The sequence below is a fragment of the Desulfoluna sp. genome, assembly GCF_030145185.1.
Classification (GTDB): Bacteria; Desulfobacterota; Desulfobacteria; order Desulfobacterales; family Desulfolunaceae; genus Desulfoluna.
Map to the genome: position 1 here is coordinate 1 of NZ_JAQYWB010000095.1, position 18130 is coordinate 18130.

Consider the following 18130-nt stretch of genomic DNA (forward strand, 5'->3'; position numbering starts at 1 on the left):
GGTGACTGACATGATGGGGTTGGCGATGGGGACGAACATCAGCTGGCCCCAGGATGCACGGTAGCGGCCGGTCTGCTCAGCTCCTGTATAAGGGTTGAATTCATTGTGCTTGAGAACACAGTCGTAGATGCTGACGTTGATGTCACTCTCCGGCTTCATCTGCAGAACGATACTCCACTCATACACGGCTTCGTTCCAGGCATCGGTCAGTGCGGAAAGCATACCGAACTTTCCAAAACACGGATCTCTGAAAAGCTGACCGGCGGTCTGCGTGAAGTATTCCTTACTGACCCAGGGACCGTTGACATAGTCGGGCGTCCCTTCATTATTGAAGTGACTCCACAGGTTAACGGCACCAGTGTTAGGGTCACCATTGAATATGATGCTGCCTTCGAACTGGACGTTGTTGTTGCGGGCAAAGATGTTTAGATTGTCACATCCGACGGCATCGAATTCGGGGGTGTTTCCTGCCCATGCCGAAGCTGTGATCATGAATACGGCACCCATGACAAAAGGTATAATTTTTGATCTCATGATACTCCTCCATCTTCATTGTTGAAAGGTTGCCAACGTACGCCATTATTTCTTTGTATTATGTCCGTGTAGTGGTGCTATCACCCCCTTTCTTTGTGATTGTTTCCTCCGTTAGTGTCGTTCTATTCAGGGTTGCTTTTTCCCTGAGCAGAACAGGTAAAGTGGATGGCAGAACGGGGGCACCGCTTGGGTGTACTTCTGAATTAGGGGGCACCCGTATAAAACGCACTGCCGATATGCCGTAAGAAAGTAGAGATGGATCTAAGTAATTCAGATGCGGTTTTTCCATCGGCCATGGCGATGAAACACGAGTTATCCCTGCTTTCTGATGGAGGGGTTTCGGGCTCTGGGGCATCGGTTATCAACGTAGATGATGAAGCCCGGAGCACCGGCCCCCCCAGATCGACGATCAAGGCATTTTGGGTGAGGTCATCATCCCCTCGGTCTCCGTCCAAGAAGAAGAGCGTGATGGTATTGCCGTCGATCACGGCCCCGGTGGTGCTGTCACGGGAAAATTCATACCAGTGATCGGAGGTGTCATCAGGTTTGGGGCCGAATTTGAAGTAGGCGTCTGGAACAGTGCCCTCGGGCAGGATGATGTTGACGTATGTCGAACCGCCCGGCTCTATCCCATCAATCTTGAAATCAAAGCATCCAAAGGGAAACGTTATGCCCGAGGGCACGTCAGCAACCGGGGGCACGCAGCTTACCTCTCTGAGGTTGTGTGACGGCTCACAGGCGAGCGTGACATAATGTTGCCCGTCATGGGTGGGCATCGAGACGACTTGGCCCTGGAGGTGATCTGGTATGCCATCGTTATTCCCGTCATAATAGGGGTTTGGGTTGTCGGGATCAGGCCCCTGCTCAATAAGGTCGTCAACGCCGTCCGTGTCATCATCCTGCATTTCAAGGAACAGGGCGGAGACCTGACGGTTTTCACCCATGACAATCGTGGTGGAAGACGCCTTCGGGTTCTCGACTGCGCCATCCCAACGATCAAACAGGTAACCGATATTGGCTGTTGCCGTTAAGGTCACCACCGTGTTTTCCGCGTAGCTCTCCTGGAGTGGGTCCGTTGTTATTGTCCCTGCCTCCTCGGGCGTGACGGAGCTGGCGAGGGTGTAGCTGTCGCCAGGTGGGATTTCCTCAAAAACGGCGGTTACCGAATGGTCTTCATCCATGGCAATCGTGGTGGAAGACGCATCCGGGTTCTCGACTGCGCCATCCCATCGATGAAAAAGGTACCCGATATTGGCCGTTGCCGTTAAGGTCACCACCGTGTTCTCCGCGTAGCGCTCCTGGAGCGGGTCCGTTGCTATTGTCCCTGCCGCCTCGGGCGTGACGGAGCTTGCGAGGGTGTAGCTGTCGCCAGGTGGGATTTCCTCGAAAACGGCGGTTACCGAATGATCTTCACCCATGGTAATCGTGGTGACGGTAGCCATGGGGTCGGCCACTGCGGCCCCATCCCACCTGACAAACTGGTATTGGCTACGTGCCTCAGCCTTTAAAGAAACGACGGTGTTCTCTTCATAGGCGTCTTGGAGCGGGTCGATGGTTACGGCTCCGGCATCGTTTGGTAAAACGGCGCTGGACAGGGTGTATGTGGGGATTAATTCGTAGGATATCAGCACATTCCTATCGTCTGTCATGGTGACGGTATTGGCGGTGGTCGTTATGTCATCGTTATCTGTGCCACTCCACTTGTCCACCCGATAACCAGGCTTGGGGGTGGCGGTGAGGTTAACGACGCTATTCTCAAGATACGGCCCACTTTCGGGTGAAATGGAGCCCCCGTCTCCATTCACACATGCGGTCGTCAGGAGGTGGCTGATGGTCGGTTTTGCTATCGTTGCGGTCAGGGCTATGGGGCTTTCAGGCGTCCCGAGGTTGAACGTCCCGTCAATACCCCCCGTGATGATGGATGTGTTCCAGTCAAAATTGGTCACTTCAGATTTGAGGTAAACTCGGGTTTTGAGTTGGTAGGTGATCTGCTGGTCAGACGAGGTCGTGGGGCTGAGGATCAGGTTGCGGGCAACGGGGGCTTCAAAATCGACCATTTCAGAGAAAACACTCTCGAGACTTATAATCGACCCGGTAGTGCTGACCACAAGTGCCTCCAAGGTGATCTCGGCTCCGATAATCTTTGTGGCATGGTACCGGCTGCTAATAAAAAATTCGTCAAAAGAGACGGTGCCGCCGAGCTGGGCTCGAAGTTCGTAAACGAGTTCTTCGTCCACCGTAAACCATCGGGTGCTCCACGTCGTGACCTCTTGTGTGATATCCATGCCCAGGTTTGGATTCATCGTCAGGTCGGGGAGGATCTGTGCAAAGGCTTGCACTTTCAAGCCGTTGGCCGGGCTCGCCGGATTAAAATTTTCATCCTGATCCGGTCCCATCGCCAGAGCGTGCATGCGAAGCTCTCCACCGAAACTGGTGCCGAATTCGAGGATCTCCCCTTCGGCAATGGCATTGTAGGGATCGAATTCGCCCTGGCTTTCATTGTAGGCCTTTCGCTCGACGGCCTGAACGCCGGGTTTGAAATAGTTGGTGGGAAGATAAACAAAGGTGCCGCCGTTTTTTTCCACAGCGAATACAAAGCTGTTCGTTTGATCTGTGTCATGCACCCAGTTGACGTTGCTCTGAGCCAGACCTGTGGTCAGCATGAGCAGCGCCAGAATCGTCGTCAAGATCAATGGCATCTTCATGGCAATTTAGTCCTTTTATAGTTTGGTCAGCATGAGTCATTGCCTCTGGCATGACGGGCACCCGAGAGCCTGAGTCGAGTATGCGGGCGAGCATGGTGTCGTGTTGACCTCGGCCTTTAATATGGTCAACACCTTGGTCTGGCATGGTTGCAAAAAGTAAGTTGTGAGCATAGGCATTCGGTTTCCTGGCGGTTGATTTGGGTTTCAGCATCTGCGTCACTTTCAGTCGGAGGTGATTCGTTCTGTTCCAATGATACCGTTGTAGAAAAGCCAGACATTGTCTTTGCCAAATCTGAGATCTGTTGTGTTGTTAAAAGGGACAGTCAGGGTGATGCGAATGCGATCTCCCGCATTCAGGGCATACATGGTTTGCCCGTTGGCGTTTACTTCACCGTTGTTGGGGCGGGCCAGTGTAAGGGTTTCCTCATGGAAGCTTCTCGAAATAAAAGGCACGTCAACGGCAGGCCCTCGCCTGAGGGATGATAAGCTACGCACGTCCATGCTGTATCCGGCAGCCGGGAAATTGGATGTTGCTTCCGGTCCGGGTAGCGCCGTGACACTGATTTTGGGGTTTGACGAGGGGATGAAGCGCAGCACCTCCGGTGAGGTTGGCAGACTGAAATTGCCTGATTGAGAGGCCGCTTCCCAGACATTCTCTTCCCCGGGGCGAAGTGTACACCCGGCAATATGAAGGCCGATGTCGGAGATGGGCTTCATCTGCAGGGTGATCTCCCATGAGTAGACGGATTCGGTCCACGAAGATGTCAGAATGGATTCGTACGCATCGTTCAATGAAAAGCAGGGGTCACGCATCGCCATGCCGGCATTGGAGGAGAACGTCTCGGTGTTGAAATCGCTGTAGCGGTTGATGCGGGTCCCGTTGCTGTTTTGAGACTGTTCAATGACACCCGCCTTGTAGATGTCCTGAAAATGGTTCAGGTGGTCGTTGCCCACCGCATCGAATTCGGGGTGGGAGCCGATCTGAAAGGAATCGGGATAGTCGCTGGTTGTCCGGTTTCCATTCATGTCCACCGCTTCGATTTGGATCTTGTAGTCAAGATTGGCCTCAATCTGGTTGGCCGAGATTACGACGGGATCCTTGCTGCCTTTAATGACGGGGGGGATCGAATACGTGGTGTTGATCACATCAATGACCTTCAGGGATGAAAGCCCGGACCCCTTGTCTTGAACGGATATTTCAAACGATGCAGGAGGGCCTCCATGGAGGGCCGTTAAGCGGCAGGTGGGTGGGCTTTGATCCTCAATGGGCAGGCTGTAGACGAGTTCTGTTTGGTTTCCCTCCATGTCTTCCAGCTTCAGGGCAAAGGTAAAATCGCCATTTTCAGACTCTCGGGTGGCCGTGATGGTCAGGGCGGGGCTTGTGACCCCTGGGGTGAAATTAGGAATGACAATATGGGCATTGCGGGAGTCGACGATGGAAATGGCTTTCAGCCCGCTTTGGACATCCTGGATGTCGATCATGACCACGTAAGGAGGGCCAGGCTCCTCTGAGACGATGGTCCATGTCGGGGGGGAGGGGTCGTTTTGATTGTGGTTGTACTGATAGTAACCCGTGTTACCCTCCATGTCCGTGGCTTCGAGTGCGAAGCTGAAACCGTTCCCCTCAGCCCCCTGCTCGGCGGTGAGCGAGACCGCTCGGGTCGTCCCAACCGCAAAGGTGGGCATGGAAATCTGTGTATTGGACGAGTCTGTCACTTGAAGATCTCTCAACCCGGAAGCCGTATCCTGAATGCTGATCGAGACCGATGGCGGTGGGCCCGGCAGGGAGTTTTTAATGACGAAATTCGGTGGCACCGTGTCTCCGGGTGGGGGCTCATTGGTGTAGTCACAGGTGACGCTCTTGCCATCCATGGATTTCGCTTCAAGGCTCACACGAATACTCTGGTGGGGATCCACCTGAGTCACGGTCACGTATACCCGGCTGGTAATTCCCGGTGCCACCGGTGGGATGTTGACTTTGGTGTTCTCGGATTTGATGACCCGTATTGCCGACAGCCCGGACACCGAATCTTGAAAAGAATAGGTCAGGGCAAGTGGCGGCCCCTCGTCGGTGCTTACGAGTTCGTAATGAGGGACAGCGTTGACCAGCGAAGGTCCTGAGGTAAGAAGTACGGTGCCAACCAGTAACAGGAACACACGTCTCAGGTTTAAAAACAGGTTTTTCATCATGCGGGTTCTCCTCTCATACTACGATGCGGGCCGTACCTTCTCGTACCTTTTGGCGATGGGCCGACGTGCATGGGTCAGAATATCGGATATCGCGAAGGGTGCGAAAATCGAAAATGACATTTTGCATCTTCTGAACAGCTGATTTTTTTCATCGCAACACACTGTAAGAAATTTATAGATTCATTTATGTTTCGTTTTCTCATGAAATATTCGGGTTAGGGCTTAGGCAGCAATATTATTGTACTATCACTTGATTTTGAATCGCGTCTATTTTAATGAATTTAGGGTGATATGTCTCCGTCGGCAAGTCGGCAAGGCAGCAAGCACCCCCCTTCGTCGGGATGATGTATTCTATCCGAGGCCCTTAGCTTGATGGTCCAGAGAGGTTCTCAGAGTAAATGGTTATATCTGCGGTTTTTTCCAGTTCCATGGTCATTTGATCGAACGCCTGGGCCTCTCGTCTGCGTATCATTGTTTTATGGATCTGGAGACGCACCTCCTTAAATGGCATAAAACTTGCTGGATGAATTTTGTCGACAAGGATGATATGGTAACCATATTGTGTTTCGACGATATCGCTCATCTCTCCCTCTGCAAGGCTGAAAAGGGCTTTTTCCAAAACAGGGAGTGTTTTTCCTTTCTCAATGACCCCCATACTTCCCCCTTCAAGGGCCATAGGCAGGTCAATAGAGTGCTCTTTGGCGAGATCACTGAAATCTTGACCGGATTTCAAGAGTTGCAGAACCACCTGCGCTTTTTCTTGGTTCTTTAAGAGGATGTGCCTCGCTTCTACTTTGGGGTTTACCGAGAATTCGCGCTTATTCTGATCGTAATAGTCCCTGAGCTGTTGTTCGCTGATGTTGAGGGAAGGACCGACATTCTTTGCAATATATTTGCTGATGATCAGGTGGTTTTCGTATTCTCGGAGCTGGCCGATGATTAGGGGATCACTGCGATAACTCTGTACCTGCGGTAATGAGAGAATGAGGCGACGCCGAATAACACTCTTCACAAGTTCTGTCATTTCGTTTTTTTCAATCTCGGTTTTACCTGTCCGCTGTTTATACGCGGCCACACCCATATCAATCTCTGATTTTAGGATCTCTTGGCCGTTGACGGTGGCAATGACAACGTTCGGAACTCTATTTTCTGTTGTAGTATCGGATTGAGCGTTAACAGGGCACTTCTCCAGTATGAAAACCGAGAAGAGGACGAAGAGAAGCAGAGTCAGACGGTTTTTTTTTGCGTGTGCTTTCGCGATGTTCGGTATTGATTTTCTGCTTAAATGGGTTGTCATGGTGATTGCTCCAGAATAAAAAGGGTTGATCATCAAGAAAATGCACACCCGTAACGAAGCACCTGCCCTTCAGGTGAGGGTTGCCTTTACACCCGCTGAAAGTGCCGGGCTGTCTGGTGTGTAAAAAACCTTGCCATTCAACAGATGCACATTGCGGGAACACCCCCTCTGGGTTCTGTGCAGACTTTGAAGGGGGGGCTCTGTATAGTTTAAATAAAGGATTCCACAGCCTCCACTAAACGGGGCTCCGGTGATGCCGTATATGAAAAAGGACATGTTCTGAAAAAACTGGTGCCAATGTCAGGAAGAGTGAAGTATTGCGTGCCGGATTTGCACAAAGAACGGCCTACCTATTAAGCCGATGCTTGCGATGTTTCAGGTAAAATCTATGTATAATCGCTTGTTCGGGTTGCGTCTGGGTATTTTTCAATCGTATTGATAACGCCAGTTTCGTGAAAACCCAATCATTTGTCCCATGCAGTGCCTGGGTCCCAAGAAGAAAGGTGTGGTGGTTGGCGCTGATGGAGGATAGACTAACAATCCCAAGAAGTTATAGGAGAATTTTCGGCAGGGAAGAGGTCGGGAGTAGTGGAATAAGAGGGAATCATTGTGTGCTGATTTATTTCAAATTATCAACACTCTATCATAGTGATTTCCCAAAAGGAATAAATAAATGTTCCCTGAACGATATTCATACGGGGTGACAGTCCGGCCCCGCTTGTTCCGTCATTCGTTGCCTATAATCCTTAGGAACCGGGCATTTTTCAGCGAGGGGGAGGGGCTTGGCGAAGGTGGTGGTTAACGCACGTCACCGCTGTATCGGTTTTGTGCTGGCTACACTGTGATCCCTTGAGATCTCCCAAGTTCGCGGGGAGAGAAGATACGGCTCGCCGCTGTAATCAGGTTTTATGGTGTTTCTCTGGGCAACGTCTGTTCATGTGTTGTTTGAGTTTGAATGCGGGCTTTGTTCCATTGAGGTCATTTCCTTGGTTGCCAACGTTCATGGAAATTTCGCGGATGGAGTAGTGATTCGTTTATCCTTTTCGCCGATGAATCCCAATAGGATCCCTCCGTTGCTCATTCTCAGATCTATCCTGAGAGATTACTGGTGAAAAGAGCCATCGGGGCAGGACTAATTGATTGACTAATGGACAAGCTCTGGTGCGGTGAAATATCCGGGATAGCCTAATCGTTTTCTCATGAAATATCTGGGCTAACCCTTTACGGTGGATACTTTTGGAACCCGTGATGGGCACGCTTCGCACGTTGCCCATTTTGCGAAATCGTTTTAATTCGATCGATATTATTAAGATTGTTGCCTTTAATCGGAAGACTTTGATGTCGCATATTCCCCACGGCTTCACGATGAATATCGCGGGAACTCATGGCGATAAATAAGAGGTCATCAAATTGATTTATAACTTTTGATTCTGGGGTGTGGCCTTTTTTAAGATAGTATTTGGCATAGATGTGAGATAGTATAATAGGTCATAGATTTCATGATGATTGATTCGAAAAAGATTCTGGGGGGCAGCTATTGCGGTGCTGCATGGTGAAATGTCTCGTTGGTTCAGCATAGGATGTGCGGCGAGTAGACAGGAGTGGTGGGAACCATGAACATCATTGAAAAATCATTGGCCATTGCGTTGTCCGCTTACAGCGGCAAAGAGGACACCGATGGACACACGTACATTCTTCACCCCTTGCGGGTGATGGCAAAGATGACGACGGAAGACGAGATGGCGGCGGCTCTTCTTCATGATGTGGTTGAAGACTCCGAATACAACGCCAAAGGGTTGATGGACGCCGGGATTCCCTCCCATGTCGTCGGGGCCGTCGAGTGCCTCACCCGGGTAGACGGGGAAACCTATGAGGATTTTATTACCCGTGTTCAGTCCAATTCTCTTGCCACGGCCGTGATGATCGCCGACCTTGAAGACAATATGGATCTTCAGAAGTACCCCAAGATAGGGGAACAGGAATGTCTTCGCATCTCCCAATACCATAAGGCCTGGAAAAAACTCACCCAGTTATGATTTGTTTCCCGCTTGTCTTGTTCTGCCCGCTTGCCTTGATCTGCCCGCTTGCCTTGATCTGCCCGATTCCCTTGATCTGATAGACGCTTGCACTCCTATTTTTGAATGACTTGCTTGACTTCCGACGTATTCGGTCTGATTTTTTTAAGAAAAGTTGGTTTGTGCTCTGGCCCCCCCCCCCCTCATCTCTGCCCGATATTTGAGGCCAGCACGTCTTCCCCCTCCCTTCAGATTTTACCCCTGACCACAAGCCGACTCGATCTTTTTGCCACGGGCTTCTGCACTCTTGCCTGTGGGATTTTCAACGGTATCAGGGGCTATTTTGAAAATGACTATGGACGACAAAAAGAAGGGCAGTGTCATGAGTCCGTTTCTTCGGGAACGGGGCCGGTTTCTCCCGAATCCGGCTCGACTTGCTTTGGTATACATTGTATTCGCCGTGCTCTGGATTTCGTCAAGCGATCTTGTTGTGGGATGGCTTTTTCCGGATTTTGGCTCTTTTCTGCGGGCGCAGATGGTCAAGGGCATGGCCTTTGTCCTGGTGACGGGGATGCTGGTTTTTCTTCTTTTGCGAAAGGCGGAACGAAGCGCGATCGAATTGGAACACAGCTTTCGCGTATTTGCTGATAACACCGGGGACTGGGAGTATTGGATCGGGGATGAGGGGCCGGTGATTTATGTTACCCCGGCGTGCGAACGCGTGACGGGGTACCCGCCCGAGGAATTCTATACCCAGGCCGGACTGATGCAGGCGATGATTTATCCTGAGGACCTTCCTGCGGTGGAGGCCGTGCATCAGGCGAATGGGGCTTGTGGTGAGGCTTTGTGTGAGTTTCGAATCGTTCGTCGTGACGGAGAGATTCGATGGATCCTCCATGAGTGTCATTCGGTTACAGATGCCGGGGGGCGTCCGGCAGGGTTTCGGGGGAGCAACACGGATATCACCGAACGCAAGGAGACGGAAGATGCCTTGCGGCAATCCGAGAAACGGTTCCGGACCCTTTTTGAAGAGGCGGCCGAGGGGATCCTGGTGGCCGACGTTCAATCCCTTGAGTTAAAGTACGCGAACCCGAAGGCGTGCCGGATGCTGGGGCGGTCGGAGGCAGAGCTCAGGCATATGCGGGTGGAAGATCTGAATCCGAGTCAGGGGCTGGCTCAGTTTTATGATGCCCTTGAGCACCATAAGCGCGGCGACCTTTTCCTTGCGTCGTCAGTTCCCCTTGTCACCCGGGACGGAACCCCCTTGTATACCGATGTGACGTCCGTTCCCATGGAGTTTGACGGGCTCTCCTGTCTGGTCGGGTTCTTTACCGATGTGACGGAAAGGTGGTTTCTGGAAAGAGAAAAGGCCCAGGCAGAGGCACATCTTCGTCAGGCGCAGAAGATGGAGTCCCTGGGAACCCTCGCCAGTGGTGTGGCTCACGAAATTAACAATCCCATTATGGGAATTACCGGCTACGCGGATCTCATTGATGACATCGTCCCGGCAGACTCGGAGGCGCACGGGCATGCCCGTGAGATCCGGCGGGAGGCGAATCGGATTCACCGTATCGTGACGAATCTGCTGCACTTTGCCCGAACGGAAAAGTCAGAGCCGCCTCGTGCTATACGTCTTGATGATATAGTCGATGCCACCCTCTCCCTGGTTCAGATGGTTCTGCGTCATGACCAGATTCGTTTGGATGTGGACCTCCCTGATGATCTGCCTCCAGTGCTTTGTCACAGTCCTCAGATTCAGCAGGTGGTGATGAATCTGATGACCAATGCCCGCGATGCCCTCAACGCGAAATATCCGGATTACGACGAGAACAAGAGCATTCGGATTTCGGCACGGCCCCTTCACCGTGACGGCTTGCCGTGGGTCCGGTTGACCGTGGAAGACCATGGACCGGGTATCCCGGATGAGATTCGGCAGCGCATGTTCGACCCCTTTTATACGACCAAGCCAGAGGGGAAGGGGACCGGGTTGGGCCTTTTTATTATTTATGGCATCATCAAAGACCATGGGGGGACGCTCCAGGTTGAGACCGAGAGCGGTGAGTGGACCCGCATGCATGTGGACCTGCCCATGGCGGAGGGGGGGGGCAGTGAATAGTGAATAGTGAATGGTGAATGGTGAATGGTGAATAGTGAATAGTGAATAGTGAATAGACAGGCTATCGATCCGGCTCCTTCGTCCATTCCGACGTCGATTTGGCTGAAATCTCTTTTCGGCCATTGAAGATCACCCCCTCAATGGTTGCGACACGTTTCCCTTCGACCGACAGAATTCGGCCTTCTCCTTTCAACGTACCGGTGTTTTGGATTGGCTTCATAAAGGCAACGTGCATCTGTTTTGTCCGGTACTCCTTTTTCAGAAACACCTGGGCCGTCCGGCTCATCAATTCTTCCAGTATGGTGATGATGACGCTGCTGCGGATTAACTTTCCGTAGCAGCACAGGGCGTCGGGCATCTTTGCCACGAAAACGACGGCGGCGTCTCTGCGGCAGAAGAGCAGCTGAAGCCCCGGGGGTCTGAGGGGTTCTTCAGGCTTATGGCGGTCGCGGTCGAAGGGTTGCATTATGCCGGCTCCAGGGATTTTTTTGTTCTTTTGGAACTATTTAGCTTACGCCTCCGGCGTGACAAGGGGGCAAAGCGCATCCGCAACCTGCTTTTGCTTAAGTGGCTTCGCCACCCTTGCCGCCGCAGGCTTTCTTTTGAGCGAATTGTTACCGTTCTTGTAACTATTCAGATTGCCTTCGATAGGTCGTTCGAGGCAAATGACAGAAAGATTCAAATGCCAATACGTCACGTCTTTTCATCACCCTGTAGGGTGCGGCTCCCGCACCTTCTACCGTAGAGAGGACCATCGGCCTCGCAAGTTAACGATGACCACGAGTCTTATTTCAACATGCGGTGTTGCCGGTTTACGATACGCCTGACGGTGCGCACGGCGCACCCTACGCATCCACCCGGTACGTCATTATAAAAATGAGGGTGATACGGATTTTCGCACATGGGTCCCCGCCTGCGCGGGGAAGACGAAAAGCGTAGGGTGCTGTCAGACCTGGGTCATAAAGAAAAAATGGATAGCTGAATAGTTACCCGTTCTTTTTATGTCATTCGGTAGGTGTAGGCGATCATCATCTGGTTTCTGTCTTCCATTTGAAGGGCAGCCTCCAGGCCTGCGCAGTCGAGGTTGGCGTTGATGGCCTCTTTGGTCATGCGAACACCCATGGGATTTTTCCCGGTCATGGTAGTGGCCAGTCCCATGGCGGTGTCGAGCATGACCTCTTTGGCGACCACCCGGGAGGCGAACCCCAGGGAGAGGGCCGTGGGGGCATCCATCCAGTTGCCCGTGAGAAGGTATTCATAGGCCCTGCCCGCTCCGATGAGCCGGGGCAGGAGATAGCTGGAGGCCATGTCCGCTCCGCCCAGGCCGATGTTGATGTAGGCTGCGGAAAAACGGGCGTTTTCAGCCAGGATTCGAATGTCGGAGGCCATGGCCAGGGAGAACCCGATGCCAGCCGCCGCGCCGTGGATGCAGGTGATAATGGGCTGAGGAATCTGGCGCATGGCCAGGAACAATCGGCTCATGCGCGCCTGGGCGTCGTAGGCTTTGACGGGGGTCATCTTAAAGATTTCCGGGGCATAGGTCTCGGTGTCGAGGCCGGCACAAAAGCCTTTGGAATCTCCCCCGTCGATGACGATCACCGTGGTCTCCTCGTCGTATCGGCGATCATGTAAGAAGGCTTCAAAGGCGAGCACCATCTCCATGTCAAAGGCGTTGTATTTGTCCGGGCGGTTCAAGGTAAGACGGCCGATTTTTCCCTCTTGTCGGTAAATAAATGGGGCCATGGGTCACTCCTTTGGGGCAGTCGAACAGATGAGTAATAAAAATAACGACAGGTTTTAATCTGTAAAACAGGCAGCTTCTATTTCAAGGGTGAGGGCGGGTTGGGCCAGTGCGATAGAAAGCGCACCAATCTTTGGAAGCTCATAGCCGAAATAGTAACGGCCCACATCGAGTTTCCCATTGTAAAAGGCCAGGTCGGCTTTACGGACGTTTTGTCCGGCCAGTTTTTCACTGACGACCCCCATCTGGAGCAGCCATTGCCAGGCGATGGTCACATGGCCGAAGAGCTCCAGGTAGAGGGTGGCGTTTGCCAGAAAGGCCTCCGGGCCTTTTTCCTTGGCCACACCGCCCAGGGTCATCGTGGTGGTTGAAAGGGTCTCTTTGGCTTCCGAGAGGGCTTGAGCCATGGCCTGAAGCGCCGGGTAATCCTGGACTCTTTTAATCGTTTTATCTATCTCCCGGCTCAGCAGAAGAAGGGCTTTTCCATTCTTCATCACCACTTTACGGCCCAGGAGATCCATCCCCTGGATGCCGGTGGTCCCTTCATGGATGGCGTGAATGCGCATGTCCCGGAAATGCTGTTCCACGGGGAAATCTTCGCAGTACCCGTATCCCCCGAAGCATTGGATGCTTGCGCTGGTTGAGAGAATACCCATTTCTGCGGGGAAGGTCTTGGCCACCGGGGTGAGGAGCTCCAGAAGAAGGTGGTAGTCTGCTTTTTCCTCATCAGGGGCGGTGTGGCTGAGTGCTTCGTAGCGGCTGCACTGAAGGATGAGGGAGAGGGCTCCTTCAGAGACGGCGCGTTGGAAGAGGAGCATGCGTTTGACATCCTGGTGTTCGATAATGGGGATGGGGGGTGCTCCGGAACCGTCGGTGAGGCGGCGTCCCTGCCGGCGGTTTCGGGTGTAATCCAGGGCGGCGTGGTAGGCCGCGGTGGCGATGGCGGTGGCCCCCATGCCGACCTCAAGACGGGCATCGTTCATCATGTGGAACATGTAGGAGAGACCCCGATTCGCCTCCCCGACCAGGTACCCGGTGCAGTCGCCTTTTTCGCCAAAGGAGAGGGCCGTGATGGGCGCGCCTCGGTATCCCATCTTATGAAAAATCTGGGTGACGGTGACGTCGTTGGGCCGCAGTGCGCCGTCGTTTGGCCGCAGCTTCGGCACGACAAAAAGAGAGATCCCTTTTACCCCGGCCGGTGCCCCCTCAATCCGGGCCAGCAGGAGATGCACCACGTTGTCCACCGCATCATGATCCCCGGCAGAGATAAAGATCTTTTCGCCTGTGATGCGGTAGGTGCCGTCCTCCTGGGGGGCGGCCGCGGTGGTGAGATCGCCCAGAGAGGTCCCGGCTTCAGGTTCGGTCAGGGCCATGGTGCCCTGCCATTTTCCCTCGAGCATGGTGGGGACAAAGGTGCGTTTCAGCTCGTCTGATCCGAAGGTAAGGATGAGGTTTGCGGCCCCCATGGTCAGCCCGGAATAGACCGAGGCCGAGTAGTTGGCCGAGGCGAAGATAAAGCAGACGGCATGCAGCAGGCTCGGCGGCATGTTATCCCCACCCCACTCTTCAGGAAAAATAGCGGAAATCCAGCCATCTTTGCCCAGCGTGGTCAAAATGGATCGCATCTCTTTGTGAACGGAAACGGTGCCGTCGATTAGCTCAGGCGGATGCCGGTCCATCTCTTCATAAAGCGGGTGCAGGGCCTTTTTTGCAAAATCAAAGGCGGCATCCAGGACCATGTCCATGGATTTTCGCGTGTGACCGCTTCCCTCGGGGCTGGCCCCGATGACCTCGTGAAGGGTGAATTTCAGGTTGCGCATGCTCATGAATCTGTCAGCCATGATGAGTCCTTAGTTTCTGTCCGTGGGTTAAAACAACAAGCAGCCTCCGGCGGCAAGGTGGCGCCACCTTGAAAGCGGGTTTGCGAATGCTCTACGGCTGGCGGTACCCTGGGCACCTTGCGTCCGCATTCGCGCGACGGGAGAGGGGTGACAACGGAGGTAGCAAGTGCATGAGCCGTCGGTGCTTCTTTGTCAATGCACGGGTGGACTTTAACCGGAATAACTCCGGCAGCAAGGTGGTGCCACCTTGAAAGCGAGTTTGCGAATGCTCTACGGATGGCGGTACCCTGGGCACCTCGCGTCCGCATTCACCCGAAGTGTGAGGGCACGCCATGTGCGTTGCGAGCGCATGATCTGCGGTTTCCGTCATGACGGTGAAAATTACCGTCATGACGTCGGCGGCAATGGGATCGTTTGCTCATGGACTTCCTTTCTGGGGATAGTCAGAGCAACTTATGTGCCATGGCATACCTCCTTTGTGATCAGTGAGTCTTGCATTCGCGCTGGCGAATATCCGTGATATGTAGTAGTCCTTTTCTTTGGTATGTAGAAAATCCACTGCATTTCGCGGGAGACCCCATGACACAGGACGAAAGCAAGTTGGTTCGGGAGATTACCCAGTCTCTCTACAGCAGTCTCGAGATCGAGAAATCACTTCATGAAACCCTTCTTTTGCTCAAAGAGTATCTGCCCCTGGATCTGGTCCATGTCTTTATTTTAGACACCTCGGCCCACACCCTGCGGTACCTCGCCGAAGCCACGGTCAAGCGTGGGACCCTCATTGATGAGGGCATTCAACTCTCATACGAGCATTTTAATGAGGTACGGGATCAGGCCCATGGGGATGTGCGGGTCCTTCAGAGCTCTGAGAGCCCCATGCTGAAAAGCATTCACGCGCATTTTCTCCGGCATGTCGAAAAGCCCATCTATACGAAAAAGAATGAGTTCTCCGTGATGACCATGGGTTTTGATATCGTGCCGCCCCTGGTGGGTGGGTTTGGCCTGGTGACCGGAGGAGGAACCCCTTATGACACCCACCATCTCGCCTGGATGAAGCTCATCAGGCGGCCTCTGATCGGTGCGGTGCTGAATCTTCTGCACCACCGGGATCTGGTGTGCGAAAACGAGCGCCTGTCCACTGAAAAAAAACAGCTGGAGCACCGGCTGGGGCATGATCCAACCGGGCGAATGATCGGGGTCGACTCTGGTCTTAAAGAGGTCAACGCCATGGTCAATCAGGTGGCGGCCTTGGACAGCCCGGTCCTGATTCTGGGGGAGACCGGAACCGGGAAGGAGCTGGTGGCCAATGCGGTTCATCAAAGCTCCCGGCGTTGTCACGGCCCGATGATTCGCGTGAACTGCGGGGCCATTGCCGAGGGGCTCCTGGACAGTGAGCTCTTTGGCCATGAGAAGGGGGCCTTTACGGGTGCCACTCGGCTCAAGCGGGGTTACTTCGAGCAGGCCGACGGCGGCACCATTTTTCTCGATGAGATCGGAGAGCTTCCTCCGGCTGCCCAGGTCAAGCTCTTGCGGGTGCTTCAGACCCTGGAGTTTAATCGGGTGGGGGGCAGCTGGCCAGTCTCGGTGGATGTTCGGGTGGTGGTGGCCACCAACCGGGATCTCTTTGCCATGGTTCGGGAGAAACGCTTTCGGGAAGATCTCTGGTTCCGGCTGAACGTCTTTCCGATCCGGATCCCACCGCTAAGGGACAGGCGGCAGGACATTGCAGCGCTTACCCGGTATTTTGTGGATCAAAAATCCCGGGAAATGAATAGAGACCCTTCGCCTGAGGTCAAGGATTCCGAGATCTCTCAACTGATGGCTTACGACTGGCCCGGCAATATCCGAGAACTTCAGAACGTCATTGAACGGGCCCTGATCCTCAGCCGGGGCCGTGGACTCTCCTTTGAAAATCTGATGTGGAACCCGGATCGTACGCCGGAGAACCGTCTTGTCAGCCCCCCTCGTGCAGATTTCTCGTCCATGGATGAGGTGGTGAAAGGCCATATTCAGGAGGCCCTGAAACGTTCAGGGTGCAAGATTGAAGGGCCGGGCGGGGCCGCAGAGCTCCTTGCGATGCATCCGTCGACGTTGCGAAGCCGGATGAAAAAATTTGGGATCGGGGTGCGGAAGAGCAGTGGGCAGCTATCAGTGAATAGTGAGCAGTGAATAGTGAGCAGTGGGCAGTGGGCAGTGAATAGTGAGCAGTGGGCAGTGAATAGTGAGCAGTGGGCAGTGAATAGTGAGAAGTGGGCAGTGAATAGTGAGAAGTGGGCAGTGAATAGTGAGAAGTGAATAGTGAATAGTGAGTGGTGAGTGGTGAGTGGTGAGTGGGGCCTCTCACAGGCTATCATGACCCGCGTATTCTGGAAGGGTGGCAAGGCGGATTTTACTTCGTACAAAGATGCCGTTGCCTCGGGCGATCTCCCGGTCTTTGTCGTCATAGACGACGGATTCGGCGAGCCACTGGCTTTTGCCTGTGTTCATCACGCGCCCCACGGCCGTCATGGTTCCCTCAACCACAGGGCGAGTGATGTAGGTTGTAAAGGCAGTGGTCAGGACGAAGACCTCTTTTTCCAGTGAGTTGACGGCAAAAAAAGCGGCGTCGTCGAGAAGCTTGAAGTAGACGGAGCCATGGACGGCCCCCGCGGTGTGGTGGTACTCCTGTTTGAGATGGAGTTTAATGGTGGCAGTCCCCTGACTTACGGTCATTTGCGGGGGGAAGAAGCGATTGATGGGGGCTGCCTGGTACATGTTCTCAAGGGCTCGGTAATGGGGCGCGTTCGGCATGGTCACTGTCCTTGTGGGTGCGAGGTGGGCGTGGCCCCAAAAAGAGAGGGCATGGATGCTGGCACTGTCTGTTCTTCATATCTGACGGGAGCCCTTTCAGGCGAGTTTTTTTTTATGATGCCCGAGGGTCTCGGTCTGGTTACGGCTTGGCGGCTGGGGGTTTTATTCGTCTTGAGCTTCGCCACGGCATTATGTATTATGTGCTATTACCTTCTCTTGCGGTTCCGTTGAATCCCATCAGGAACCGTCCCTTTTTAAATCCCTTTTTTATCCCATTTTATCCTGATGAACTTCCGGAGGGTTTTCTTATGAAACGTTATGGAATGGTTCTTTGTGCCGTTTGGTCTCTTTTTGTCTGGTGGCCCGATCACGTCGTGGCGGAGGGCTCCTGGTGGGACAAAGGGGTTAATATGATTAAAGGAACGAGCGACGACAAGGCGCCGACGTCGACCGCAACGCCCGACCAGGCTGAGATTGGAAATGCGTTTAAGGAGGCCCTTCGTCTGGGCACGGAGCAGGTCGTCCAGCAATTGGGCGTCACCGATGGGTTCAATAAGGATCCCGCCATACATATTCCCTTGCCGGCAGGGCTGTCGAAAGCGAAAACCATGGTGTCGAAGATGGGGATGTCGCATATGGTGGATGACCTTGAGTTGAAGCTGAATCGTGCGGCAGAGGCAGCGACTCCGAAGGCAAAGACCTTGTTTCTGCAGGCAATCAAGGAAATGACCTTTGATGATGTCATGGCCATTTATAAAGGCCCGGAAGACTCGGCGACAAAATATTTCGAGGCGAAGATGTCCCCCCCGTTAAAAGAGGAGATGCGGCCCGTGGTGGATACGAGTCTGTCTGAGGTGGGGGCGATCCAAGCCTATGATAAAGTGGTCAATCAATACAAGAC

At 53.4% G+C, this 18130-nt stretch carries 12 protein-coding genes; 4 read left to right on the forward strand and 8 right to left on the reverse strand.

All coding sequences use genetic code 11. The features are described from left to right. The 4 genes from Q1Q75_RS20440 to Q1Q75_RS20455 all read right to left on the reverse strand — a co-directional run. On the reverse strand, nt 1–534 hold a 534-nt coding region (locus Q1Q75_RS20440; protein ID WP_300674615.1), incomplete at its 3' end, for a hypothetical protein. 203 nt (nt 535–737) lie between these two features. Next, nucleotides 738–3239 carry a choice-of-anchor U domain-containing protein gene (locus Q1Q75_RS20445; RefSeq protein ID WP_300674618.1) on the reverse strand — a complete coding sequence of 834 codons (2502 nt, stop codon included), beginning with the start codon at nt 3237–3239 and terminating at the stop codon, nt 738–740. Nucleotides 3240–3461: 222 nt separating this feature from the next. Then, nucleotides 3462–5429: a hypothetical protein gene (locus Q1Q75_RS20450; protein WP_300674620.1), complete on the reverse strand. Its 1968-nt coding sequence runs from the start codon at nt 5427–5429 to the stop codon at nt 3462–3464. Between the two features lie 364 nt (nt 5430–5793). Then, nucleotides 5794–6726 carry a peptidyl-prolyl cis-trans isomerase gene (locus Q1Q75_RS20455; protein WP_300674622.1) on the reverse strand — a complete coding sequence of 311 codons (933 nt, stop codon included), beginning with the start codon at nt 6724–6726 and terminating at the stop codon, nt 5794–5796. A 1613-nt stretch (nt 6727–8339) separates the two neighbouring features. On the opposite strand from Q1Q75_RS20455, the gene Q1Q75_RS20460 reads away from it, so the two are divergent. Beyond that, a complete protein-coding gene (locus Q1Q75_RS20460) occupies nt 8340–8762 on the forward strand; it encodes a hypothetical protein (RefSeq protein WP_300674625.1) in 423 nt (140 codons plus the stop codon). 328 nt (nt 8763–9090) lie between these two features. Further along, the gene (locus Q1Q75_RS20465) at nt 9091–10857 is read left to right on the forward strand and encodes a PAS domain-containing sensor histidine kinase (protein WP_300674644.1); all 1767 of its coding nucleotides are present in this window, start codon (nt 9091–9093) and stop codon (nt 10855–10857) included. Between the two features lie 61 nt (nt 10858–10918). On the opposite strand, the gene Q1Q75_RS20470 is transcribed toward Q1Q75_RS20465, so the two are convergent. The 3 genes from Q1Q75_RS20470 to Q1Q75_RS20480 all read right to left on the reverse strand — a co-directional run bounded on the left by Q1Q75_RS20470 (nt 10919) and on the right by Q1Q75_RS20480 (nt 14439). Further along, entirely contained in the window at nt 10919–11323 is a 405-nt protein-coding gene (locus tag Q1Q75_RS20470; protein ID WP_300674628.1) for a hotdog fold domain-containing protein, read from the reverse strand. Nucleotides 11324–11856: 533 nt separating this feature from the next. Next, entirely contained in the window at nt 11857–12600 is a 744-nt protein-coding gene (locus Q1Q75_RS20475) for an enoyl-CoA hydratase/isomerase family protein (protein WP_300674631.1), read from the reverse strand. Between the two features lie 54 nt (nt 12601–12654). Then, on the reverse strand, nt 12655–14439 hold the full coding sequence (locus tag Q1Q75_RS20480) for an acyl-CoA dehydrogenase (protein WP_300674634.1): 1785 nt from the start codon (nt 14437–14439) through the stop codon (nt 12655–12657). 579 nt (nt 14440–15018) lie between these two features. Between Q1Q75_RS20480 and Q1Q75_RS20485 the strand changes: the two genes are divergently transcribed. Then, nucleotides 15019–16608, forward strand: coding sequence for a sigma-54 dependent transcriptional regulator (locus tag Q1Q75_RS20485; protein WP_300674636.1), 1590 nt, complete (start codon nt 15019–15021; stop codon nt 16606–16608). 171 nt (nt 16609–16779) lie between these two features. Here the strand turns inward: Q1Q75_RS20485 and Q1Q75_RS20490 are convergent, their stop codons facing one another. After that, nucleotides 16780–17229 carry a PaaI family thioesterase gene (locus Q1Q75_RS20490; RefSeq protein ID WP_300674639.1) on the reverse strand — a complete coding sequence of 150 codons (450 nt, stop codon included), beginning with the start codon at nt 17227–17229 and terminating at the stop codon, nt 16780–16782. Between the two features lie 308 nt (nt 17230–17537). Here Q1Q75_RS20490 and Q1Q75_RS20495 point away from each other — a divergent pair. Next, the coding region (locus Q1Q75_RS20495; RefSeq protein ID WP_300674641.1) for a DUF4197 domain-containing protein at nt 17538–18130 on the forward strand (593 nt) is incomplete at its 3' end.